Origin of the sequence: Natrinema versiforme JCM 10478 (genome assembly GCF_000337195.1) — an archaeon.
Taxonomy (GTDB): domain Archaea; phylum Halobacteriota; class Halobacteria; order Halobacteriales; family Natrialbaceae; genus Natrinema; species Natrinema versiforme.
In genome coordinates, this window is sequence record NZ_AOID01000030.1 from 1 (window position 1) to 22,814 (window position 22,814).

20 protein-coding genes and 1 tRNA gene are annotated in these 22,814 nt (G+C 66.5%); 6 read left to right on the top strand and 15 right to left on the bottom strand.

The window, feature by feature from the left end; genetic code table 11:
- Window positions 1–3: 3 nt before the first annotated feature.
- Both C489_RS20820 and C489_RS10655 read right to left on the bottom strand, forming a co-directional pair.
- The gene (locus tag C489_RS20820; RefSeq protein ID WP_083902801.1) at window positions 4–210 is read right to left on the bottom strand and encodes an HVO_2523 family zinc finger protein; all 207 of its coding nucleotides are present in this window, start codon (window positions 208–210) and stop codon (window positions 4–6) included.
- A 112-nt stretch (window positions 211–322) separates the two neighbouring features.
- Window positions 323–3,448, bottom strand: a complete 3,126-nt coding sequence (locus tag C489_RS10655) for an adenosylcobalamin-dependent ribonucleoside-diphosphate reductase (RefSeq protein ID WP_006431255.1) — start codon at window positions 3,446–3,448, stop codon at window positions 323–325.
- A gap of 436 nt (window positions 3,449–3,884) precedes the next feature.
- On the opposite strand from C489_RS10655, the gene C489_RS10660 reads away from it, so the two are divergent.
- The gene (locus C489_RS10660) at window positions 3,885–4,070 is read left to right on the top strand and encodes a hypothetical protein (protein ID WP_006431256.1); all 186 of its coding nucleotides are present in this window, start codon (window positions 3,885–3,887) and stop codon (window positions 4,068–4,070) included.
- Window positions 4,071–4,192: 122 nt separating this feature from the next.
- Here the strand turns inward: C489_RS10660 and trpG are convergent, their stop codons facing one another.
- Genes trpG through trpD form a run of 4 tightly spaced genes read right to left on the bottom strand, consistent with a single transcriptional unit; the run spans window position 4,193 to window position 8,182 of the window.
- On the bottom strand, window positions 4,193–4,825 hold the full coding sequence (gene trpG / locus C489_RS10665) for an anthranilate synthase component II (RefSeq protein WP_006431257.1): 633 nt from the start codon (window positions 4,823–4,825) through the stop codon (window positions 4,193–4,195).
- Window positions 4,822–6,510, bottom strand: a complete 1,689-nt coding sequence (gene trpE, locus C489_RS10670; protein WP_006431258.1) for an anthranilate synthase component I — start codon at window positions 6,508–6,510, stop codon at window positions 4,822–4,824. The genes trpG and trpE overlap by 4 nt, the downstream gene beginning before the upstream one ends.
- An 8-nt stretch (window positions 6,511–6,518) precedes the next feature.
- The gene (locus C489_RS10675; RefSeq protein ID WP_006431259.1) at window positions 6,519–7,169 is read right to left on the bottom strand and encodes a phosphoribosylanthranilate isomerase; all 651 of its coding nucleotides are present in this window, start codon (window positions 7,167–7,169) and stop codon (window positions 6,519–6,521) included.
- Window positions 7,166–8,182, bottom strand: coding sequence for an anthranilate phosphoribosyltransferase (gene trpD, locus C489_RS10680; protein ID WP_006431260.1), 1,017 nt, complete (start codon window positions 8,180–8,182; stop codon window positions 7,166–7,168). Before trpD ends, C489_RS10675 begins: the two co-directional genes overlap by 4 nt.
- A gap of 184 nt (window positions 8,183–8,366) precedes the next feature.
- On the opposite strand from trpD, the gene C489_RS10685 reads away from it, so the two are divergent.
- Window positions 8,367–8,441: transfer RNA gene (locus tag C489_RS10685), tRNA-Val, on the top strand.
- 232 nt (window positions 8,442–8,673) lie between these two features.
- On the opposite strand, the gene C489_RS10690 is transcribed toward C489_RS10685, so the two are convergent.
- On the bottom strand, window positions 8,674–8,883 hold the full coding sequence (locus C489_RS10690) for a hypothetical protein (RefSeq protein ID WP_006431261.1): 210 nt from the start codon (window positions 8,881–8,883) through the stop codon (window positions 8,674–8,676).
- 106 nt (window positions 8,884–8,989) lie between these two features.
- Here C489_RS10690 and C489_RS10695 point away from each other — a divergent pair, with 106 nt between their 5' ends.
- Window positions 8,990–9,898: an AEC family transporter gene (locus C489_RS10695; RefSeq protein ID WP_006431262.1), complete on the top strand. Its 909-nt coding sequence runs from the start codon at window positions 8,990–8,992 to the stop codon at window positions 9,896–9,898.
- Window positions 9,899–9,988: 90 nt separating this feature from the next.
- Here the strand turns inward: C489_RS10695 and C489_RS10700 are convergent, their stop codons facing one another.
- The 4 genes from C489_RS10700 to C489_RS10715 all read right to left on the bottom strand — a co-directional run bounded on the left by C489_RS10700 (window position 9,989) and on the right by C489_RS10715 (window position 12,932).
- A complete protein-coding gene (locus C489_RS10700) occupies window positions 9,989–10,714 on the bottom strand; it encodes a hypothetical protein (protein WP_006431263.1) in 726 nt (241 codons plus the stop codon).
- A gap of 86 nt (window positions 10,715–10,800) precedes the next feature.
- A complete protein-coding gene (locus C489_RS10705; protein WP_006431264.1) occupies window positions 10,801–11,583 on the bottom strand; it encodes a YihY/virulence factor BrkB family protein in 783 nt (260 codons plus the stop codon).
- 168 nt (window positions 11,584–11,751) lie between these two features.
- On the bottom strand, window positions 11,752–12,501 hold the full coding sequence (locus C489_RS10710) for a CAP domain-containing protein (protein ID WP_006431265.1): 750 nt from the start codon (window positions 12,499–12,501) through the stop codon (window positions 11,752–11,754).
- Between the two features lie 113 nt (window positions 12,502–12,614).
- Window positions 12,615–12,932: a lycopene cyclase domain-containing protein gene (locus C489_RS10715; protein WP_006431266.1), complete on the bottom strand. Its 318-nt coding sequence runs from the start codon at window positions 12,930–12,932 to the stop codon at window positions 12,615–12,617.
- A gap of 105 nt (window positions 12,933–13,037) precedes the next feature.
- Here C489_RS10715 and C489_RS10720 point away from each other — a divergent pair, with 105 nt between their 5' ends.
- Window positions 13,038–14,195 carry a CBS domain-containing protein gene (locus C489_RS10720; protein WP_006431267.1) on the top strand — a complete coding sequence of 386 codons (1,158 nt, stop codon included), beginning with the start codon at window positions 13,038–13,040 and terminating at the stop codon, window positions 14,193–14,195.
- A 28-nt stretch (window positions 14,196–14,223) separates the two neighbouring features.
- Here C489_RS10720 and C489_RS10725 read toward each other — a convergent pair whose 3' ends face one another.
- Window positions 14,224–16,482, bottom strand: coding sequence for a beta-glucosidase (locus C489_RS10725; protein WP_006431268.1), 2,259 nt, complete (start codon window positions 16,480–16,482; stop codon window positions 14,224–14,226).
- 66 nt (window positions 16,483–16,548) lie between these two features.
- Window positions 16,549–17,313, bottom strand: coding sequence for a DNA repair and recombination protein RadB (gene radB, locus C489_RS10730; protein ID WP_083902802.1), 765 nt, complete (start codon window positions 17,311–17,313; stop codon window positions 16,549–16,551).
- Window positions 17,314–17,450: 137 nt separating this feature from the next.
- On the opposite strand from radB, the gene C489_RS10735 reads away from it, so the two are divergent.
- On the top strand, window positions 17,451–18,785 hold the full coding sequence (locus C489_RS10735; protein WP_006431272.1) for a TIGR00341 family protein: 1,335 nt from the start codon (window positions 17,451–17,453) through the stop codon (window positions 18,783–18,785).
- 92 nt (window positions 18,786–18,877) lie between these two features.
- The gene (locus C489_RS10740; RefSeq protein WP_006431273.1) at window positions 18,878–19,693 is read left to right on the top strand and encodes a hypothetical protein; all 816 of its coding nucleotides are present in this window, start codon (window positions 18,878–18,880) and stop codon (window positions 19,691–19,693) included.
- Window positions 19,694–19,708: 15 nt separating this feature from the next.
- Here the strand turns inward: C489_RS10740 and glmS are convergent, their stop codons facing one another.
- Both glmS and C489_RS10750 read right to left on the bottom strand, forming a co-directional pair.
- Window positions 19,709–21,505: a glutamine--fructose-6-phosphate transaminase (isomerizing) gene (gene glmS / locus C489_RS10745; RefSeq protein WP_006431274.1), complete on the bottom strand. Its 1,797-nt coding sequence runs from the start codon at window positions 21,503–21,505 to the stop codon at window positions 19,709–19,711.
- On the bottom strand, window positions 21,505–22,689 hold the full coding sequence (locus tag C489_RS10750; RefSeq protein WP_006431275.1) for a sugar phosphate nucleotidyltransferase: 1,185 nt from the start codon (window positions 22,687–22,689) through the stop codon (window positions 21,505–21,507). Before C489_RS10750 ends, glmS begins: the two co-directional genes overlap by 1 nt.
- Window positions 22,690–22,814: the final 125 nt, after the last annotated feature.

A 22,814-nucleotide genomic window follows, 5' to 3' on the forward strand; every position in this document is an offset into this window, starting at 1 on the left:
CGCTCAGAGATGTGTATAAGAGACAGGGATGACCCCGTGCTGGGGACAGACGTACTTGCAGTGGCGTTTGTACATCGGGGCTTCGCAGTGCGGACACCGCGGCGCGCCAGCGGCTCGGTCGCTCGAGTCGTCCGTAGCCGTAGCGACGCTGCCGGTTGATCCGTCTCCGTTGGCACCGCCCGCGGCACCGTCCACACCGTCGGCAGTCATACGAGGCCCTACTCGCCGACCGGTGCTAAGTGTGGCGTTTCAGGCGGAGCGGTAATGTAAAAGAGAAGAAAACTGTGACGATAGAAAAGCCCAAAACCGGCTCAGTCAGCGCTCAGCACTCGCTCCAGCCACAAGATTCGCAGGTCTTGCAGCCTTCGGAGAAGTACAGCGACATCGACCCGCAGTCGGGACACTCCGGCGATTCGCCGGCGTCGATGAGGTCCTGGGTCGTGTCGTCGTCAGCGTCCGCGGCCGACCCGCTCTCGGCGGCGGCCGCGCCGCCGTCGGTCTTCGGGCCGTCGTAGTCGGCGATCTCCGCGTCGGCGGACTCCTCGAGGGTCTGCTGTTTCGGGTACGGCTTGTCGATCTCGTTCTCGAGGTAGCGGCGCATCGCGGTGCCGATGGCGTCCGGGATGGACTGGATCTGCTCGCCCTTGTCCCACGCGACCTTCGGCGAGCGCGTGCCACAGAGTTCGTCGACGATCTCCTCTGGGTCGACGCCCGAACGCAGCGAGGTCGAGATGACCTTCGCCAGGGCCTCGGTAAAGGAGTTCGTGAAGCCGCCGGAGTGGCCGATGTTGGCGAACAGCTCGAACGGCTGGCCGGTCTCGGGGTCCTCGTTGATCGTCACGTAGATCTTCCCGTAGCCGGTGTCGATGCGCTGGCTGACGCCCTGCAGGGCGTCGGGTCGCTCGCGCTTCTCGGTGAAGTCGACCTCGATCGGCTGGCCGTCCTCGCCGAGCAGCGCGTCGACGTCCTCCTCGAGGACGTCCGCGACTTCCTCGCTCTCGAGGAAGGCTTCGAGGCCGCCGAAGATCTCGTCGATCTGTTCGACCAGGGCCTGTGCGGCTTCGGTCTCGTCGGCGAAGTCGGCGTTGTCCGCACGCGTCGTCAGCACCTGCTTCGAGCGGGTGCCGTCGCGGTAGTAGGTGACGCCCTTGCCGCCGTTCTCGTAGACCCACTCGAAGACCTCCTTTGCGTCCTCGAGCGAGGAGTCGTTCGGCGCGTTGACCGTCTTCGAGATCGAGGAGTCGACGCCCTTCTGACAGGCACACTGGACCGCCGCGTGCTGTTTCGCGGAGAGGTCGCTGGTGATGACGAACAGTTCGCCGATGGCGTCGGGCACGGTCGAGAGCCCTTCGACGCCGTCGAACTGGTTCGTCGCCATCTGCTCCTGTGCCTCCTCTTTGACGGCCTCGACGTCGATGTCGTTTGCCTCGAGGGTGCGCAGGAAGTAGTCGTCGAATTCGACGAGCATCTCGTCGCCCTGGACGTCGTCGGTGACGTTCTTGTAGTAAGCGACGTTGTAGATGGGCTCGCAGCCGCCGGTGGTGTTGCCGACCATGGAGGTCGTCCCGGTCGGGGCGATGGTCGTGACGTTGTGGTTGCGGATGGGGAAGCCGTCTTCCCAGTCGTCGGCGTCCTCGCCGGTCTGGTGTTCGAACCACTCGCGGTACTCGGTCGGGTTGGCGTACTTCGAGTCGCCCCAGTCGTTAAAGGAGCCGCGCTCGGTGGCGAGTTCGTGGCTCTTGGCCTTCGCGCCGTGGTTGATGTGGGTCATCAGCTGGCGGGCGACTTCGTTCCCTTCGTCGCTGCCGTACTTGATGCCGAGCTGGACGTACAGCTGGGCCAGCCCCATGATGCCGAGTCCGATCTTGCGCATATCCCGGACCTTCTCCTCGATCTCCTCGACCGGGAAGTCGGACATGGTGACGACGTTCTCGAGGAAGCGCGTGCCGTACTCGATGCGCTCGTCGAACTCCTCGAAGTCGATGGCCTCCTCGAGGAAGGCCTCGATAGCCGCCGCTTCGGAGTCGTACTCGTCGCTGTGTTCCTCGGACCAGACGCGCCAGTCGGGGGCGTCCAGATCGGCGAGTGTCGAGAGGTTGATGTGGCCGAGGTTACAGGCCTCGTGTTCCTCCAGTGGCTGTTCGCCACAGGGGTTGGTCGCGAGGATCTGGTGGTCCTCCTGTTTCTCGACGTCGAAGGAGTGCTGGTTGTTCACTCGCTCGAGGTAGATGACGCCCGGTTCGCCGTTCTCGTGAGCGCCTTGGACGATGCGCTCCCAGACGAGTTCCGCGGGGATCGAGAGCGGTTCGCCGACCTCGACGTGCTCGCCGAGGTCGTACCGGCTGTACATCTCCTTGGTCTCCTCGCTCGCGATATGGGGCTCTTCGGTGCGCGGGTTGGTGAACGTGTACTCCTCGCCGTTCTGGACGGCCTCCATGAAGTCGTCCGTGACGCCGACGGAGATGTTGAAGTTCGAGAGGTGGCCCTCGACGGCGTTGCGCAGGTGCTTGGGCACGCGCCCGTCCTCGTCGATCAGTTCGCGGGCCTCCTCGAGCGCTTCCGAGAAGGTGGTGTAGGTGTAGTCGTCGGGGTCGTTCAGTCGCAGCGTGTGGGCCAGCGAGACGTCCTTGTTCTTGGCGTGGATGAACTCGATGACGTCCGGGTGGGAGACGCGCATGATGCCCATCTGGGCCCCGCGTCGAGTCCCGCCCTGCGCGATGGTCTCACAGAGCTGGTCGTAGGTCCGCATGAAGGTGATCGGGCCGGAGGCGATACCGCCCGTCGAGCCAACCGAGTCGCCGTAGGGTCGCAGTTGCCAGAAGCCGTAGCCGACGCCGCCGCCGGACTGGAAGACTTCGGCCGCCTTCTTGGCAGTCTCGTGGATATCCGAGAGGTCGTCGTCGGGCGACATGACGAAACAGGCCGAGAGCTGCTGGAGTTCGTCGCCGGCGTTCATCAGCGTCGGCGAGTTCGGCATAAAGGAAAGCGACTCCATTCCGTCAGTGAACGTCCCGGCGACGTCCTCGACGTGGCTTCGGACCTCGTCGGGAAGCTCGGGGACGACCGTCTCGTAGGCGAACTTGTTGACGTTGTGCTCGGCCAGTACGGTTTCCGCGTCGTCGTCGGCCGTCACGCCTTCACCGAAGACCTCCGCGGCGAGCTCGTCTCGGCGCGGGTGGTCGGGCTTTAGCTGGTCGGGCGTGACCGTGATCTCGAGGCCTCGCTTTTCGGCCTCGTAGACGGCTTCGGCCAGCGCGACGTTTTTGCCGACGCGGTCGAAGAGATCCTCTTGGGTCTCGATTAGCTCGCCGTTCGAGTCCTTCCGGAGATAGCGGGCCGGGAGGATGTTCTGATAGGCGTTGTCGGTCAGTCGCTCCGCTAAGGTGTCACCGTCGGAGCGCTTGATCGGAAGCGTGAGATCTGCCGCGGAGAGGTCGACATCGCTCACGCGTGGGTCACCTCGTCGGTACACCGCTTCCGCACGTCGATTCTGGCGTCGGTCCGGATCCTTGCTCGCATCATTCGTAACGAAGGTTCGATATTCATTGATACCTCTTAAAACGTGGTGTTGTTGTCCTACTTTTCTTGTAGTAATACAAATATGGTTTCAGAGATGTCTCTGTAACCTTTCGTTTCTGTTCTGCCGGCGACCGGCGAGACGGCCGCCTGTGCGGTCAATAGACCCTACGCGGTCGACCGCCTTAACGATTTTCAGACCGAATTGACCGTGACTGTTTCCGACACGAGGCCGTCGCAATCGCGCGAATTTCCGGTTTCCCGGTGATCCGGTCCCACTGACCGATATACGCACTCGAGTCACTCACGCTCGCGAGTCAGTCACGATATCCAGAAAGATTACGTCCCTGGGGGACCGGGAGGTTCGTATGATCGATGCACTGCTGTCGGCACCCCCGATCCTGCTGGTGCTGGCCGCTCTCGCAGCCTTCGCAGTCGCGGTTATCGCCCTCCGAATCGCCATCAAACTGGCCGTCCGCGTCGGTATCGTCGCCGCGGTCGTCCTCGCGGCCCTCTACGCGGTCGGACAGCTCGAGTTGCTCCCCGGCGTCTAAGGAGCAGGCCGATAGCCAAACTGTAGAATCGTCCCTCTGACCCGCAAACTGCGTGCTGAGAAGTTGCCCTTTCTCCGTCGCTACGTGAACCGACACTCGCGGCGAGAAGCGCACACTGTCGCTTAGACGCTCGAGAGGAAGTTCTCGATCACGTCGTGGCCCGCCGCCGTCAGCACGCTCTCCGGGTGAAACTGCACGCACTCGAGGGGATACTCCTCGTGGCGGACGCCCATGACGAGCGTTTCCTCCCCATGTTCTGCGGTCGCCGAGACCGCGAGACAGTCCGGCACCTCGGTCGCGACGAGCGAGTGATACCGCCCCGCGCGAAAGCCCTGCTCGAGGCCCGCGAAGACGCCCTCGCCGTCGTGGTCGACCGCGGAGGCCTTGCCGTGGATCGGGTCGGGCGCGCGGCCGACGGTGCCGCCGTACTCGTAGACGGCGGCCTCGAGGCCGAGACAGACGCCGAGGGTCGGCACGTCGGGCGAAACCTCCCGGAGCACGTCCATCGTGACGCCGACATCGCGGTCGTTTTTCGGATGGCCTGGTCCCGGACTGACGATAATCGCGTCGGGGTCGACGGCGCGCACGTCCGCGAGCGACGCGGTGTTTTTCAGGACCTCGGTCTCGGTGCCGGCCTGCTGGCTGACGTATTCGACGAGGTTGTAGGTAAAGGAGTCGTAGTTGTCGACGAACAGGACCGTGAGCGGCTCCGTTTCCGCGTCGTTTCGGTCGCCTTGCGTTGCGGGCGCGCTCATCGGCTCACCTCCGCCGTCGCCTCGGACTCGTCGTCCGTCGTCGCCTCGTCGCCCGGCAGTTCGATCGCCTCGAGCGCGGCGAGGACACCGCCCATCTTCTGCTCGGTCTCCTCGTACTCGGCGGTGGGATCGCTGTCGGCGACCAGCCCCGCGCCGGCCTGGACCGTAATTCGATCACGTTCTCCTTCGTCCTCCACCGTTGCGGTCCGAATCACGATCGCGAAGTCCGTGTCGCCGGTCCACGAGTAGTAGCCGACGCCGCCGCCGTAGAGGCCGCGGGGAGTGGACTCGAGGTTGTCGATGATCTCCATTGCCCGAATTTTCGGGGCTCCAGAGAGGGTGCCGGCGGGGAACGAGGCGCGAGTCGCGTCGAACCCGTCCGAATCCGCGGCCAGCGTGCCGGTCACGGTCGACTCGATATGCTGGACGTGGCTGTACTTGAGGACGTTCATGAACTCGTCGACGCGGACCGAGCCCGGCTCGGAGACCCGGCGAACGTCGTTGCGCGCCAGATCGACCAGCATTGTATGCTCGGCGCGTTCCTTGCCGTCGGCCAGCATCTCGCCCGCGAGCCGGCGGTCCTCGACGGGGCTCGAGCCGCGGTCGCAGGTGCCGGCGATGGGGTTGGACATGACCTCGCGGCCGCGGACGGAGATCAGGGTCTCGGGGCTCGCCCCAACGACGGTCAGGTCGTCGTGGTCGAGCAGGTACATGTACGGCGACGGGTTCACGTCTCGCATGGCCTCGTAGAAACCGAGGGTATCCACGTCGCCGTAGAGCTCCCGGGTTCGGGAGATGACGCCCTGATAGATGTCTCCATCGAGGACGTGCTCTTTGGCCCGCCTGACGCTTTCCTCGTACTCGTCTTTGGGACCCGCGACCTCTTCTTCGTGGACGAACCCGCCCGTTTCGGGCCGTTCGGCCTCTCGGAGCGTCGCCGCGACATCGGCGGCCTCCGCCTGCAGTGCGTCGTACACTTCCCCGGGGTCGTCGTCGGCCTCGAGGACGGGCGTACAGACCAGCGAGACCGTCCCGTCGCGCTCGTCGAAGGCCAGTGTCTTCGTCGTCAGGAGGAACTGCGCGTCGGGGAACCGCGAGTCGGGTCGCTCGCAGCCGACCTCCTCGAGCCAGAGGTCGTAGACCGCGTCGTAGGCCAGGAAGCCGACCAGTCCGCCCTCGAGGTGCTGGCGGTCGTGATCGGGCATGTTCTCGAGGCGGACGTCGGGCATCGCGGCCCGCAGCGCGTCGACGGTGTCGCCCTCGGCGTCGGTCTCGATCGCATCGAGCGGCGCGTCCTCGGTCAACGCCTCGACGGTCGCTTCGCCGGACTCGACGGTCACGACGGCCTCGGGGTCATAGCCCACGTAGGAGTAACGCGCGTGGCGCTCGGCGTCCGCGGCGCTCGGTCGGAACGCCCCGTCCGGGTCGCTCGAGGCCGTTTTCTCCGCGCTCTCGAGCAGGAAGGCGTACGGCGAGCGCTCGCGATCGACCGCGTCAGAGCGGCCGGTCAGCGCCGCGTAGGCGGCCAGCGGCGTCGTCTCGCACTCGAGGGTCGCGACGGTGTGGACGACGGCAGGTCGGTCCGCCCGCTCCTCGCTCGTGCCCGCGTGGTCGCAGAACGTCTCCCGGTCGATGTCGAAAACCGGTCGGTCGGTCGGCGTCGAATCGGAGTCAGCGTCGTGCATGGTCACGGTTACGGCTCCGCCGGTTTGCGGGCGCTCTTGGCTCGGTCGACGAACGATCGCACGGCATCGGCGTCCTTGACGCCGCCCCGTTTCTCGACGCCGCTTGCCACGTCGACCGCGAAGGGATCGACGGTTCGGACCGCGTCGCCGACGTTGTCCGGCGTGAGCCCGCCCGCGAGGACCAGCGGCGACTCGAGGTCCGCGGCCGCCATCCGCGTCTGATCCCAATCGTGGGTGCGGCCGGTGCCGCCGCCGCCGTCGTCGCCGGGCGTGTCGACGATGAGGGCATCGACGATGTCGTCGTAGGTCTCGGCGGTCGTCGCGTCGTCGGCGTCGACCGCCAGCAGGAGGTCCGTCTCGAGTTTCGCGCGCAGGTAGGCGAGATCGCCGACCCGCATGTCGCTGTGGATCTGGAGCGCGTCGGGTTCGATCTCCTCGGCCAGTTCGATCGCCGCCTCGGGACTCTCCGGCATCGTCACGAGCACGCTCGTCACGAACGGCGGGGTCGCCGCCGCGAGCGTCGCGGCCCGCTCGACCGAGACCTCCCGCGGCGTGTCGACGGACACGTCGCAGATGATGCCGACCGCGTCCGCGCCCGCGTCGATCGCGGCCTCAAGGTCGGCTTCGGTGGTCAGTCCGCAGACCTTGACGCGGGTCATTGGCCCTCCGCCCGCGCCGTCGCGCCGCAGAGTTGCTCGAGTTTCCGTGCTGCCTCGCCGTCCTCGATCGCCTCGCGGGCCACCTCGGCACCTGCCTCGAGGGAGCCGGCCTCGCCGGCGACGTAGATCGCCGCGCCGGCGTTCGCGAGGATCACGTCCCGTTTCGCGCCGGTCACGTCGCCCTCGACGATCCCGCGCATGTCGGCCGCGTTTTCCTCGGGCGAGCCGCCGGCGATGTCGCCGATGTCGTGCTCCGCGAGGCCGAGATCCGCCGGCTCGAGGGTGTACTCCTCGACCGAATCGCCGTCGACCTCTGCGACGACCGTCTCGCCGTGGATGGCGATCTCGTCGGTGCCCGCGCCGTGGACGACCAGTGCGCGGTCGATGTCCATCCGCGAGAGCGCCTCCGCGAGCACGGGGACGAGGTCGGGGTCGTAGACGCCGACGACCTGTGCGTCCGCGCCGGCGGGATTGGTCAGCGGCCCGAGCACGTTGAAGATCGTCCGCATTCCCAGTTCCTTGCGCGGGCCGATGACGGCCTTCATCGCCGGGTGGAACACCGGTGCGAGCATGAAGCCGATCCCGTCGTCCTCGATCGCGTCCTCGACGGCCGGCGGTTCGGCCTCGACGTCGACGCCGACTTCCTCGAGCACGTCCGCGCTGCCCGACGAGGACGAAACCGAGTAGTTGCCGTGTTTGGCGATCGGAACGCCGGCCCCGGCGGCCACGATCGCGCTCGTCGTCGAGACGTTGATCGTGTTGTAATCGTCGCCGCCGGTGCCGCAGGTGTCGACCAGCGGCTCCCGATCCGGCGAGATCGTTCTGGCCGCGTTGCGCATCCCCTCGGCGAAGCCGGCGATCTCGGCTTCGGTCTCTCCCTTCGAGCGCAGCGCCGCCAGCAGCGCGCCGATCTGCGCCTCCGTTGCATCCTCGAAAACGGCAGCCGAAGCCGCTCGAGCGTCCGATTGCGTGAGATCCTCCCCGTCCGTGACTCGTTCGACATACTCCTGCATAGTGGACACCAATGTACGTAGTTGTCTTGTAATGACCAAATCCGTACATCGACTTAAGCGTGTCGGACGGGTGCGTGGTGGAGACTCGCGTACGGCAATCGATTCGAAACCTTCAATTGGTGTGGCGGGCAACGACTGAGTGCAGACAACGTGGCGACGCAGGCCACGGACGAAAGCCAAACCAGGGTTGGTGGTCTAGTCTGGTTACGACACCTCCTTGACATGGAGGAGGCCGGCAGTTCAAATCTGCTCCAACCCACTTTTCGAGCGACACTACGCGAGGAGCGACGCGACGAGCGCGTCGCTCGAAAATTGGTACCGCAGTTTGAACCAGACGAGGCGCGCGCAACGGAGTGAGAACGTCTCGGCGTGGTTCAAATCTGCTCCACCCGGTTTCTGCCGCTCTCGCAAATCGAGTAGCAGTGAGTCGGTTTGCGAGCCCTTGAGCAGCTCCAGCGAGGGCCAGTGCTCCTAGACACCACGACACGAAGCTATTCGTACTTGAAGAGTCGTCCGACGACGAGCGCGACGGCGACGGCCAAGACGAGCGTGAGTATTAGTTCCGAAAGCCACTGTATCGGCCGTGGACCGACGGATCCGAGGCGAACGAAGCCCGCGGCGAGCACCACGATATTCGTTCCGAGAAGGAGATTCGTCGTTTCTCGGCTGGCCGCCCAGTCTCGAGCGTCCTCCGATGACATGGATCGCGTTTTTTCGGCCGCCTATTGTTACTGTTCCGATACGTTATCGGCCCTATAGCTTGCCCGGACCGAACAGTACAAGCCCGTGAGTCGATTCGGCCGGGACATGGAAGTCGTCGGTCGGCTGTTGGCGCTGCTCGTCGTGTTGCTGGTCGGGGCGGGATTGCGGACGATCGGCGTGCTCGACGCGGGTCGGACCGCAGTGTTGAACGACACCGCCTACTACGTCGCGCTCCCGGCGCTGGTCTTCGTCTCGACCTACGACCGATCGATCGGTGCCCTCCTCTCGCCGGCGCTGTTCGGCGGACTCCTCTTCGTGCTGTTCGCCACCGCGGGGTTCGCGTGGCTCGTCCATCGCCATCGGGACTCGAGTGCGCGCCGGAGCGTCGCGATCGTTCAGTCCTATCACTCGAATCTGGGCTATCTCGGACTGCCCCTGGTCGCCGCGACGTTCAACGACTCGGTGACGGCGATTGCAAGCGTCGTGCTGGGTGTCGTGTCGTTGGCCCAGGTGCCGCTGACGGTCGTCGTGCTCTCGATGCTCAACGGGACCGACGCCTCGATCGGGCAGGAACTCCGCGGGCTTGCGCGAAACCCCGTCTTGCTGGCGCTGCTCGCCGGGCTAACGATCGGCTCAGTCGGTGCCTCGATCCCGTCGCTTGCCGCGAGCGGCCTCGACACGGTCGGGTCGCTCGCCTTGCCGGTCGCGCTGCTCTGTGTCGGGGCCTCGCTGGAGGTCGATATGCCGTCGATCGACGTCGGTGCGACCGCCGCCGTCGTCGCGCTCAAGGTCGGCCTGATGCCGGTCCTCGCGTGGGCCGTCTTCTCGGCGCTCGCCGTCGATTCGGCGACGTTTACCGCCACCGTCGTGATGCTCGGCACGCCGACGGCCGTCTCGACGTTCGTCTTCGCGAGCGAACTCGGCGGCGACAGGAAATTCGCGTCCTTGAACGTCTTCGTCACGACGCTCGCCTCGATCGCGACGATGTTCGTCCTGATCTCGCTGGTCGGCTGAGCGGCCGTCGAGACCGCTCGAGTCCCCTCGAGCGAGCAAATAATCGAAGACGAGTATGTCCGTCAGAATCGCGACTCCTCGAGACCGGAACTATCGCGAGAAGAAGCGCTTGATCCGGCCGAGCAGTCCGGGTGAATCGTCTTCGTCATCGCCCGTCGCGGGGCCGTCGTCAGGATCGACCGATCCAGCGAGCGGGTCGGCGTCGTCGGGCACGTTTGCGTCACCGGTGGGTCCGCCGGCCTGCGTCGTCTCGAGGTCGTCCATCGAAAGATCGACGTCGTCGATTTCGGGGGTCGACTCGCGGTCCTCACCGGCTTCGGCCGCGCGAACGTCAGCGCCGGTGACATCGCCCCGTTCGACGCGGGCGGCGAGGTCCTCGGGCGACTCGTCGGCGATATCGTCCGGGAGGGAGGCCGCAGCCGAGTCAACCGCGGACGGCTCGGGATCGCTCTCGTCGCTCTCAGTGCTTTCGTCGCTCGAGCCCGGTTCGTCGAAACTGGCCTCGGCACTGTCCGGCGATTCGTCGTCGCTCGAGTCCGGATCGGGGGATTCGTCGGCCCCGGTCTCGGACCCCGAATCGGCCTCGGCGGTGGTTGTGGTCACCGTTTCGGACGTGCTCGAGTCGGCCGACGCCGCGTTCGCCGACGCGGATTTCGTCGCGTCCAGCGAGTCGAGGATGTCGTCGACGCTCTCCTCGGAGACGACGCGCTGGGGGCCGCCGTTGGGCTCGAGGGCGTCGCCCGAATCGGCCTCGTCCGTCTCGTCCGCCGCGCCGGTTTCGTCGGCTGCGGCGGGGGTCGATTGCTCGTCGCTCATGATGGTGGCTGTCGCTGCCGGGGACATAATCTTTCCCCTGTCGAGGGGGTTCAGGAAACGAGGAAGACGGCGGTCGCAACGGGAAGCTATTCCGCGATCGCGGGGCGCGCTCGGACGACGTTGAGCACGGCCCCGACGAGGATGATGATGCCGGCGAAGTAGAGCCACGTGACGAAGAGGAGGACGGCACCGACGGCCCCGTAGGCCTCGTACTGAGCGGCGTTGGCCGCGTAGAGCTGGAAGCCGAACTGGAGGACCGTCCAGCCGACGGCGGCGAAGATCGCTCCCGGGAGAATCTCGCCCAGATCGACCGGAATCGGCGGGAGGACGTAATAGATCGGGAGGAAGACGAGGACGAGCCCGGCGAGCAGGACGAGCCAGCCGAGCACGCCGGCGAACGGGACGGTGTCGGCGACGGTCCTGAGCGCGGCACCGATCCCGAGCATCAACACGAGCGCGCCCGCCCCCGCGACGATCACGGTGAGTCCGTCCCTGATCTGATCGACGAGCGAGTCCTCGGCAACCTCGTCGTAGACCTTGTCGAACGCGAGGCTCAGCCCGCGAAAGACCTTGAGCGCGCCCCACGTGGCGACGCCGAGTGCGACGACGGTCGCCTCAGCGCGCCCGGATTCGGTCGTCAGGGCATCGGTGACGAGGTCCTCGCCCGACGCCGGGAGGAAGTCGCCGGCGGCGGTGATGAGTCGCTGGGCGGCCTGCTCGCCGCCGAGCAGCGAGCCGACGACGAGCGCGAGCAAGACCAGCGGAATCAGCGAGACGAACGCGTAGTAGGCGAAGCCGGCCGCGAGAAAGGTCAGGTCGCGGTCGCTGGCCGTCCGATAGATCGCGGTGAGTGTCTGCGGGAGTTCCATACGACGTGTACGACAATCAGGACCAATAACGTGTAAGTCGTTCGCAGTTCCTGCGGCCGGCCCGGGCCGACGATTCCCGCTTCGTCTGTCACCGCTCGAGACCGACCGGTCGCCGAGCGGTCGCGGATCGCGATGACAACGGCGATGGCGAGTGCCGTGCGACGGCGGCTACCACTCGCGACAGAAGTTCTGGCCGGCGTACACCGAGCCGTCCTCGTCGATGTAGACGCCGACGCCCGCGCGGTCCCAGCGGGGCGTCTCGCCGTCCTCGAGGATCGCTTCCCGGTGGTCCGTCGAGTTCATCCACTGGTTGACCAGCCCGGTCGCGAGTCCCTCGGCGGTCTGATAGCGAACGGGACCGGCCTCTCCGGGTCGTTCGACGCGCCGATCGACCCACGTCATGGCGATGTTCTCGCCGTACCCCTGACAGTAGCTGTCGACGTCGTTGAACCGGTCGTACGGCCCTTCGCCGTCGGGATTCGTGTGCGCGAAGTAGTCACGCTGGGCCATGTCGTACGTGTGTGCACGCGAGACGGACGCGATCGTGCCGTCCCACGCGAGGGGCTCGAGGCCGTGGTCGGCCCGCCGCTCGTTGATCTCGGCGTGGACGAAGGCCTCGACGGTGGGCGACCGGACCGTCTCGATGTCGGTCTCGTAGCTCGAGTTGCCGGGGTCGTCCGGATCGGTGACGCTGGGATCGCGTTCGCCCGCCGGCGGCGGGTCGGAGCTGGGCGAGGGTCGGTTATCGAGGCCGAGATCGAGGCCGTCGATGAGCTGGGGGGCAAACAGCGCGGTGCCGAGCGCGAGCGAGCAGATGAGGAGGAGCGAGACGACCACGTTGAGCAGCCCCCGAAGCAGCGCGCGGTCGCCGCTCCCGTCCGCGTCAGTCGCGGTCGTCTCGGATCGCCGGCCGTCCATCGAGTTGAGTGACCGGACGGCGACACAAGACTGTCGCGGTCAGTTACAGTCAGTGAGACGTGGGTGTCACGGCGGCGACCGGTGGCCGCCGTTACGGAGACGGATCGGTGTCGTCATCGACGCCGTGACTCGTCGCGGTCGCCGAAAATGGTCTCGTGGAACCCGATGACGAGACCGGGGACGACCGCCATGAAGAGGTGTTCCTCGAGCGGGATGCCGGCCACGTCGATTCCGGTTCGGAGGTTGATGTCGAAGACGCCGACGGCGAGGGTGTACCGGTCCCAGACGTAGGCGACGGGGTACAGCGCGAGGATGGTTACTGCCGCTTTCCGAAGGGCGTTCGCGCGGGACAGCAACAGGGCGGCCACGATTCCCCAGACGACCTCCGTGACGAGGTAGGTGTAGCGACCGAAGACGCTGATATCGGGCATCGAGTCAGATTCAACGGCCGATGCAAAAATCCCCCGGGCTGGTCCTCCTTGGATAAAACGGGCAGTACGTTAAATACCTCTGCGTCAGTATGTTCTCCTAGAAGGATGAATATCGCTGATATCGCCACCACGGAGTTTATCGAAGTCGATGTTGGGACCCGCATGGGAAAAGTCCGTTCGATGTTCGAGGACGGCAATCCCAAGGGAATTATCGTCACGAACGACGGGGAGTACGAGGGCGTCATCAGCGAGCGGGAGGTCCTCCAGTCCCACGTCGAGGACGACGCCAAGGTGGCGGCGCTCACCAAACCCAGTCGGAACACGCCGTCGCCCAAGGTCGACCGCCACGAAGACGTCCGAGAGACCGCACGCGTGCTCGTCGAGAGCAACGCTAAGGTCGCACCGGTCTTCGAAAACGGCGATCTTTGGGGCGTCATCACCGACGATGCCATCCTCGAGGCCGTCCTCGAGAACCTGGACGCGCTGACCGTCGAGGACGTCTACACCGACGATCCGGTCACGCTCACGGAGGACGATGGGATCGGCAAGGCGATCAACCTCTTGCGCGAGCACGGCATCTCCCGGCTGCCGATCCTCAACGAGAACGGCTACCTCTCGGGGGTCGTGACGACCCACGACATCGCCGACTTCGTCATCCGGGAGAACCACACGACGACGACGGGCGATCGATCCGGCGACAGCGAGCGGCTGCTCGACGTGCCCGTCTACGACATCATGACCAGCCCCGTCGAGACGACGACGCTCGACACCTCCGTCGAAGAGGCCGTCGAAACGATGCTCGCGGACGATTACGCCGGACTGATGGTCACGCCGGCCGACGACGACCGCATCGTCATCGGCGTCATCACCAAGACGGACGTGCTGCGCGCGCTGACGTTCACCGAGGAAGAGCACATGGACGTCCAGATCACCAACATCTCGATGCTCGACACTATCACTCGAGAGGGCATCGTCGAGAACATCGAGGAGGTCGTCGACAAGTACCAAGACATGCAGGTGATGCACGCACACGTCCGATTCAAGGAACACCGAGAGCGGCTCCGTGGCACCCCGCTCGTGCAGTGTCAGATCCGCCTGCGGACGAACAAGGAGCAGGTCGCCGGCACCGGCGAGGGCTACGGCTCCGAGAACGCCTTCCGCGTCGCACTGGACAAACTCGAGCGCAACGTCCTCGAACTCAAGGGCGTCACGAGCGACGAGGAGTACCGCGGTCAGCTCCTCCGGAAGCTGAACCAGCTCTAAAGCGCGCGGCCGCTCTGCGGACTGCGGGTTACAGTGTCGCGTCGTCCGCGAACTCGATATCGACTGTTTTTCGTCGGTCCCGCGCCGAGCGAGCCAGTTCGACGGTGTACGTCCCGGCATCGATAACCCAGCCGTCGTCCGCGTCGTACCGTCCGAGCGACCGGTCAGCGAGGTCGATCTCGACCGTCCGCGTCTCGCCGGCGGGGATTGCGACCGATTCGAAGCCGGCGAGTTCTCGAGTCGGCCGCTCGACTGCGCCCGATTCGGGGGGCCGGACGTACGCCTGCACTACCTCGCGGCCATCACGGTCGGCGACGTTCTCGACGGTGACACGGACCGTCCGGTCATCGACGACCGCCGCGTCGCGGTACGCGAAGTCGGCGTAGGAGCGCCCGTGACCGAACGGGTACGTCGGCTCGGCGTCGACGGCGTCGCGGTCGAAGTGACGGTAGCCGACGAAGACGCCTTCCTCGTACTGCGCTTCCTCGTCGAGCCCGGGGTACCGACGCTCGTCGGCCGTCGGGTACGTTCCTTCGGGGGCGAACGTGACCGGCAGTCGCCCCGACGGATCGCGGTCGCCGTACAGCACCGACGCGACCGCCGTGCCGTCGGCCTGTCCGGGATACCAGGCCTCGAGGATGGCGTCGACCCCGTCGCGCCACGGGAGTTCGACGGGGCCGCTCGACTGGACGACGACGACCGTCGCCGCGGCCGCGTCGGCGACCGCTTCGACGAGTTCGTCCTGTCGGCCGGGCAACCGTAAGGAGTCCCGATCCTTCCCCTCAGTCGTCCGGTCGCGGACGAAGACGACGGCGACGTCGGCGTCGCTGGCGGCCCCGACCGCGGCGTCGATATCGGGCTCGTCCGCGTCGATGCCGACCTCTGCGTCCGCGGCCGGCTCGTCGGGTTCCTCGCTCTCAACGAACGGCAGCGCGTCGAACAGCGAGAGGTCAGGAATCGGCTCGCAGCCGCGGGCGACCGTCACCGTGCCGTCGGCCCGCGACTCCAGGCCCGCCGCCGGACTCGTCGACTGGAACGGCGTCGTCTCCGAGGAGCCGCCGCCTCCGAGTTTCGCTTCGTGGACGTTCGGGCCGACGACGGCGAGGTCGGTCCCGTCCGCGAGCGGGAGAACGCCGTCGTTCTCGAGCAGGACGGTCCCCCGGACGGCGATCCGCTCGGCGAGGTCGCGGTGGGCGGGCGTATCGATGGCTCCGACACTGTCGTCGCTATCGTCGTCATCACCGGCACTTCGATCGCCGGCATCGCTCTCGAGGCGACCGATCCGCTCGAGTTGCCCGAGAATCCGCCGGACCATGTCGTCCAGCCGTTCGGCCGGCACCTCGCCGGCGTCGATCGCGTCGCCCAGCGGCTCGCCGAACAGGTCCCCTTTCGTTCCGTCAGGGAGTCCGCCCATGATCTCGGCTGCCTCGCCATCGAGATCGGCCGCGTCGAACCAACCGTCTTCTTCGTCCCCATCCCCGTCCCCGTTGTCCGGCGGCTCGCCCTCGTCGTCGCCACCGAACCCGTCGTCGATCGCGACGCCGGGCATCTCGAGGTCTAACCCGGCAGTCGCAGCGCCGACGGTACTCTCCGTGCCGTACCAGTCCGAGACGACGTAGCCGTCGAACCCCCAGTCGCCTTTGAGCACGTCGCCGACGAGGCGTGTGTGGTCGCTCATGTACGTCCCGTTGACCCGGTTGTAGGCGGTCATCACGGAGCCGGTGCCGGCCTCGACGGCCGCCCGGAACGGTCGCAGATACAGCTCCCGGAGCGTCCGTTCGTCGACCTCGCTGCTGACGCGGACGCGGTCGGTCTCCTGGTTGTTCGCGACGTAGTGTTTGACCGTCGCGACGACGTTCTCGTCTTGGATCCCGTCGACCGCGCCCGCCGTCGTTTCGGCGGCCAGCAGCGGCTCCTCGGAGTAGTATTCGAAATTCCGTCCGCAGTGGGGGACCCTGATCAGGTTCGCGCCGGGCGCGAGCAGGGCGTCCTGCTCGAGCGCCCGTGCCTCGCGAGCCATCGCCGCACCCTTCTCGCGCGCGAGGTCGGGGTCGAACGTCGCCGCGACGGCGATCGACGCCGGGAACGCCGTCGCCTTTTCTCCCTCGGCGCGAACCCCAAGTGGACCGTCGACAAGTCGAAAGTCCGAGATACCGAGTCGGTCGATACCGGGCAGATAGCCCGTTGCCATCCCTGCGGGATCGCCGCGGCCGCTGACGAGACGCAGTTTCTCCTCGCGGGTCATCGATTCGAGTCGCGCCGCGACGCGGTCCGAACCGTCGCTCATAGTATCCACTCGGCTCGTCGATCCGGTAACTGTTCGGGACGCGGCTATCGTGACCGAAAACTCGCGTTACTGGCGCATCGATTCCTCGCCGCCCTCGAGGCCCCGATCCGTGATCCGGAACTGGGCCGATTGGCCGGCGGGCTTCGAGCGGTGTTTCTCGAGGGTCGCACGCCGTTTGCCGCCGCGAAATCGCTCGAGGCGGAGCACGGTCCCGGTCCAGTGCTCTAACGTGTTGCCGCCGAGTCCCTTGGTGCGATCCGAGTCGGGATCGGCGAAGACCTGATTCGTCAGGACGACCGCCAGATCGTGTTTCCGGGCCAGCGAGAGCAGGTGGGTCACCTGCCGGGTGACGCTGCGCAGCGCCTCGCCCTCGTCGCCGTCGGTGGTGCGCTCGAGCCGGTAAAAGCCGGTCGCGCTGTCTAAGACGATCAGTTCGGCGCGCTCGGCGAACTCCTCGGCGTCGCGGACGGCCTCGGATTGCTCCTCGAAGTCCAGTGCGTCCTCGATGACGATCCGCGAAGCGACGGCTTCGATGTCGTCGGCTGTGTCACCGTCCCGCTGGCCGTCGGGCCGCGGCGACTGCGTCTCGACGGTGGCCTCGAGCAGCTGCTGGAAGCGGTCGACCGAGACTCCCTCGGTATCGATGTAGACGGCGGTGCCGCCATCGACGGCCGTCTGGACGGCCGCCGACAGCGCCAGATTCGTCTTCCCGGCGGCCGGCGGCCCGTACAACTGCGTGACGGTGCCGCGTTCGAACCCCCCACCGAGCAACTCGTCGACCGGGCCACAGCCGGTTGGAATCGCCTCGTCGGTCACGGTTTGAGTTGGCAGGGTACGCGCAAAAAGGCCCCGGAACGGGCCGACGAGGGATTCCCTCGACGGTTCGATGCGACTCCCTGGACATCCGTCGACGAACGACCGTCACGACTCCTAAAGGGTTTAGTGACCCCGGTCCCAGATTCCGGGAGATGCGCCTCCTGCAGATCGCCGTTCCCATCGGCAAGCGAGGGGCCGTCGAGTCGACCCTCGAGGACGCGGGCATCGACTACGCCCTCACCGACGAGACCTCGCGGCGGGACTACAGCGCCCTCGTGTTCGTTCCGACCGGCCCCGAGGACGTCGAGGCGCTCGTCGACGACCTCCGGGAAATCGGCGTGCAGGAAGACGGCTACGTCCTGATCAGCGAACTCGAGGCGGTCCTGGCCGACGAGTTCGAACGACAGCAACGGAACTCGCCGGCGTCCGCGGACGACGACGAGACGAACGGCCGGATCGCCCGCGAGGAACTCCGCGCCCGGGCCGCCGAGATCGCGCCGGCGACGCCCAACTATGTCCTCTTTACCGTCGTCAGCACCGTCATCGCGACGGCCGGGCTGTTGATGAACAGCGCGGCGGTGGTCGTCGGGTCGATGGTGATCGCGCCGCTGATCGGGCCGGCCATCGCGGCCAGCGTCGGCAGCATCCTCGACGACAATGACCTGTTTCGCACGAGCGTTAGGGCCCAGTTTCTCGGACTACTCGTCGCGGTCGGCAGCGCCACCGTCTTCGCCGCCATCGTCCGATTGACGATGCTTCCGGACCTCGAGATTCAACTCGTCGAGCAGGTCGCCGAGCGGGTCAATCCCGGTGCGCTCGCGCTGGTGGTCGCGCTCGGTGCCGGCGTCGCCGGGACGGTGTCGCTGACCTCGACGACCAGCGTCGCGCTCGTGGGCGTCGCGATCGCCGTCGCGTTGATCCCGCCCGCGGCGACGGTCGGCCTCGGAATCGCCTACGGGGACGCCACCGCCGCGATAAGCGCCGGAATCCTCGTCTGTCTCAACGTGCTGTCGATCAACCTCGCGAGCCTCGGGACCCTGTGGATGCAGGGCTACCGGCCGGATCACTGGTTCGCGGAGCAGGCTGCCCGGCGCGCGGTCGTTCGACGGGCCGCGCTGCTCGGCATCGCCGTCCTCGTCCTCTCGTCGGCGCTGGCCGTGACGACGATCAACGTCTCGGGGAACGCCGAGTTCGACCGGACCGTTGCCGACGCCGCCTCAGAGACGGACGCCCGCGTTCTCTCGATCGATGTCGAGTACCGGACCGACCTCTTCCTCCGCCACCCGACGACGGTGACGGTCCGGACCGTCGGCGGCACGGGGAGCGCCGCCGAACTCCGGGAACGGATCGAGTCGAGAACCGATCGCGACATCACCGTGATCGTCCTTCGAGAGGACGGCGACGTTTCGACGGCAGAGCGGCTTCAGTCGCCGACGGCCGAGCCGCGGTCGATGCGAAACGTTCGACCTCACCCGGTCGCAGCCTGACACAGCCGGTGCCCGCCGCTTCGACCAGTTGCCAGTCCCGACGACGGCTCCGTTCGCGTACGTTTATCTTCGACGGGAGCGAAGCCCGGGCCGTGATCGTCGTCGCTACGGCGGACTTCGAGGTATACCACGGCGTCGTCAACGAACTCCGGGATCGCGGGACGGTGTTTACGACCGTCGAGCCGGACGAGGAGCTGCCGGAACAGGCAACCGTCGTCGTTACGGGGGCGGAACACGCCGACGACTTCCCGGACGTGGCGACGATCGTCGCCGAGCCCGATCATCCCCGGCGAGCGGTCGATCAGGCGCTGGCCGCGGTTCGCGGCAACGGCGGCCGAACGGTCATCGGCGTCGATCCGGGGAAGAAACCCGGCATCGCCGTCCTCACCGGCGAGACCATCGTCGCCACCTTTCAGGTGCCCCTCGGGGACGCCGTCGACGTGATCCGGCGCGAGGCTGACGAAGCACCCTCTCCGGTCGTACGGATCGGCGACGGCTCCCGCCTCGAGAGCGCGAAACTTGTCAACGAACTCGACACCGTCCACGTCGAACTCGTCGACGAGACGGGGACGACGCCCTACCTCGGCACGGGCTCGAGAGGGATGGGCGACGTGCTCGCCGCGGTCAACATCGCCCGACTCGAGGGGGAGGTCGTCGACGCCCGCGAGATCGAGCCAACGGAGGGTGAGATCCAGGTGATCAAGGACCGCTCGCGCGAGCGGAGCGAGCACAACCGGGCGATTGACGAGGTCCTCGCTCGCCGCGTCGCGGCCGGGGAGTTGACCGTCGACGAGGCGCTCTCGGAGCACCGGAACGACGCGGACGGAGCTGACGGCAGCGACGAAAACGGAAGCGACAGCGAACCGGGGGACGGCAACGACGACAGAGACAGCGGCGGAGACGAGTAACGCCGATTCCGGCGGTCACTCGACCGTCACGCTCTTCGCGAGGTTTCTGGGCTTGTCGATCGACCGGCCGAGTTGATTCGCGACCCAGTACGACACCAGTTGGAGTTGGACGTTCGCCAGTATCGGCAGCAACTGCGGTCGGGTCTCGGGGATCCGAAGGAGGTCGTCGACGTGGTGTTCGACCGCCGCTGGCGAATCCGTCACCGCGATCACCGGCGCTTTGCGGGACGCAACTTCCTCGACGTTCCCGATCATCTTCTCCTGGTTGGATGCGCCGCTGATAATAGCGAAGACCGGTGTTCGCTCCGAGACCAGCGCCAGCGGCCCGTGTTTCAACTCCCCCGCGGGGAACCCCTCCGCGTGTTTGTACGTGATCTCTTTCATCTTCAGCGCCCCCTCGAGCGCCACCGGTGCGCCGTACCCCCGGCCGATGAAGAAGTACGCGTCCGAATCGATGTAGTCGCGGGCGACCTCCTCGGCGCGCGATCGGTCCAAGATCGACTGGATCTGGTCCGGCAGCGCCCGGAGGTCCTCGACGAACCCGCGAGAACACTCGCCGGTGAGCGCGCTCGAGAGCATCGCCAGCGCGGCCTGCTGGGAGGCGAAGGTCTTCGTCGCGGCGACGCTGATCTCCGGGCCGGCGCGGATGTACATCGCGTGGTCGGCCTCGCGCGATACCGAACTTCCGACGACGTTCGTCACCGCCAGCGTCTCGGCCCCCCAGCGGTTCGCGTCCCGGAGCGCCCCGAGCGTGTCGGCAGTTTCCCCGCTCTGGGTGACGGCGATCACCAGCGTCTCGTCGTCGATGGGAATCGCGTCGGCGTCGTACTCGCTCGCGTGGAACGCCGACGCCGGGATCCCGCGGTCGCGAAAGAGCCGCGCGGCGTAGAGCGACGCGTGATACGATGTCCCACAAGAGATGAGTTGAACCCGCTCCGGCCGCTCGAGGTCGTCGATTTCGTCGATCGAGACGGCGCGGTCGATCTCGCTGAGCCGCCCGCGGAGACAGTTGCGGATCGCCCGCGGCTGTTCGTTGATCTCCTTTCGCATGTAGTGATCGTAGCCGCTCTTGCCGGCCTCCTCCGGGTCCCACTCGACGGTCTTCACCGGCATGTCCACGACCGCCCCGGACTCGTCGGTGATCTCGATGCCCGACGGGCAGATCTTCGCGAACTGGCCGTCCTGCAGGTAGACGACGCGGTCCGTGTGGTCGAGAAACGCCGGCACGTCGCTCGCGAGGTGGTAGCCGTCGTCGCCGATGCCGAGGACGAGCGGCGACCGGTGGCGCGCGGCGAGGACGCCCTCGATGTCGGAACAGACCGCCGCGACGGCGAAGTTACCCTCCAGCCGATCCACCGCGCGCCGGAACGCCGTCTCGGCGTCTGCACCCTGCTCGAGCGATGTCTCGATCAGGTGGGGGACGACCTCGGTGTCGGTTTCGCTCTCGAACTCGTGGCCCGCGGCCTCGAGTTCTTCGCGGAGGTCGCGGTAGTTCTCGATGATCCCGTTGTGAACGACGGCGACCGAGCCGTTGCAGTCGGTGTGGGGATGCGCGTTCTCGTCCGTCGGCGGCCCGTGCGTGCTCCACCGAGTGTGGCCGATCCCGGCCTGCCCGTTGACGGGGCGGTCCGGCACCGCGGCCTCGAGTTCGGATAGTTCGCCGTTTCGCTTGTATACGGAGAGCGACGAATCCGCGATCGCGACGCCCGCGGAATCGTACCCTCGGTACTCCAGCCCCGAGAGGCCGTCCAGCAACACGTCGAGGATGTTCGGATCCGTCTGTGCGGGCGTGTAGCCGATGATGCCACACATCAGGACCACACCTCCGTTCCCTCGGGGATCGTTCCGCGAACGGTCGTCCCCGGTTTGACCGCAACGTCAGGACCGACGATCGACCCGGGGACGTACGTGACGCCGCCGTCGTCGTGGGCGCGATCCGCCAAGAGCGCGCCGAGGGATTCGTCCTCGAAGATGCGGTCCCGAACACGGACGTCGCCGGGGCCGCCGGAGACGGTCGAGCCCGCGCCGATCGTCACGCCGATACCGGTGACACACTCGATCGCCGTCGCGTTGGCACCGAGACGCGTATCGGCGTCGATGACGCTCTCCTCGACGACCGCGTTCGAGCCGACGGTCGCGTTCTCGCCGAGACAGACGTAGGGACCGACGACGGCACCGGGGCCGATCACGCAGTCGCGGTCGATGACGACGGGTTCCCGGATCACCGCCGACGGGTGCACGTTCGAGTCGCGGTGATCCGCCGGCGGCCGGTCCCCGTCGACGATGCCCGCATCGAATAACTCGAAGGAGACATCGAGCAGATCCCACGGATAGGTCGCATCGGCCCAGATACCCTCGGAGACCACCCCGTTTACCGTCTCGCCGGTGTCGACGAGCGCTGACAGGCCGTCGACAAGATGGTGCTCGCCGGCGGTCGGTTCCGACGCGCGGACGGCATCGAACACCGCCGGTTCGATGATGTAGACGCCAGCGTTGAGGACGTAATCCTGGTCATCGTGGGGGTTTTCGACGATATTCGTCACATGCCCGTCCTCGAGGATGACGCCGCCGTAGGCTTCGACGGACGGGCGCTGTAACAGCGCGAGCGTTGCACTCGCGTCGGCTTCGTGTCCCGAAATCGTGTCCCGGATGATTCGCGTATCGACGATCTGATCGCCGTTGATCACGAGACAGGTCCCATCGACTGCGGATTCGGCCGCGAGGAGCGCGTGGCCGGTCCCGAGCTGTTTTTCCTGGGAGACGTACGTGATCGGGACGTTTCGGTAGGTCGGACCGAAGTGAGACTGGACGCGAGTAGACCGGTAGCCGACGACCGCGACGAGTTCGTCGATGCCGGCGTCGACGAGCGCATCGAAAACGTGCTCGAGAATCGGTTTCGTTCCCGCAGGAAGCATCGGTTTGGGACGATATCTGGTCAGGGGGCGGAGTCGGTTTCCTTCACCGGCGGCGAGAACGATCGCAGCATAGCTATCCATATACTAGCCGTATCAAACGGTGGTGCCTTTTGGGTCTGCGACAGTATCGTCGGACAATAACTGATATATTCGAACGCGACCCGCGATTCACTAATTCGACCGCCGAAATAGTGGCTTACCGGGCG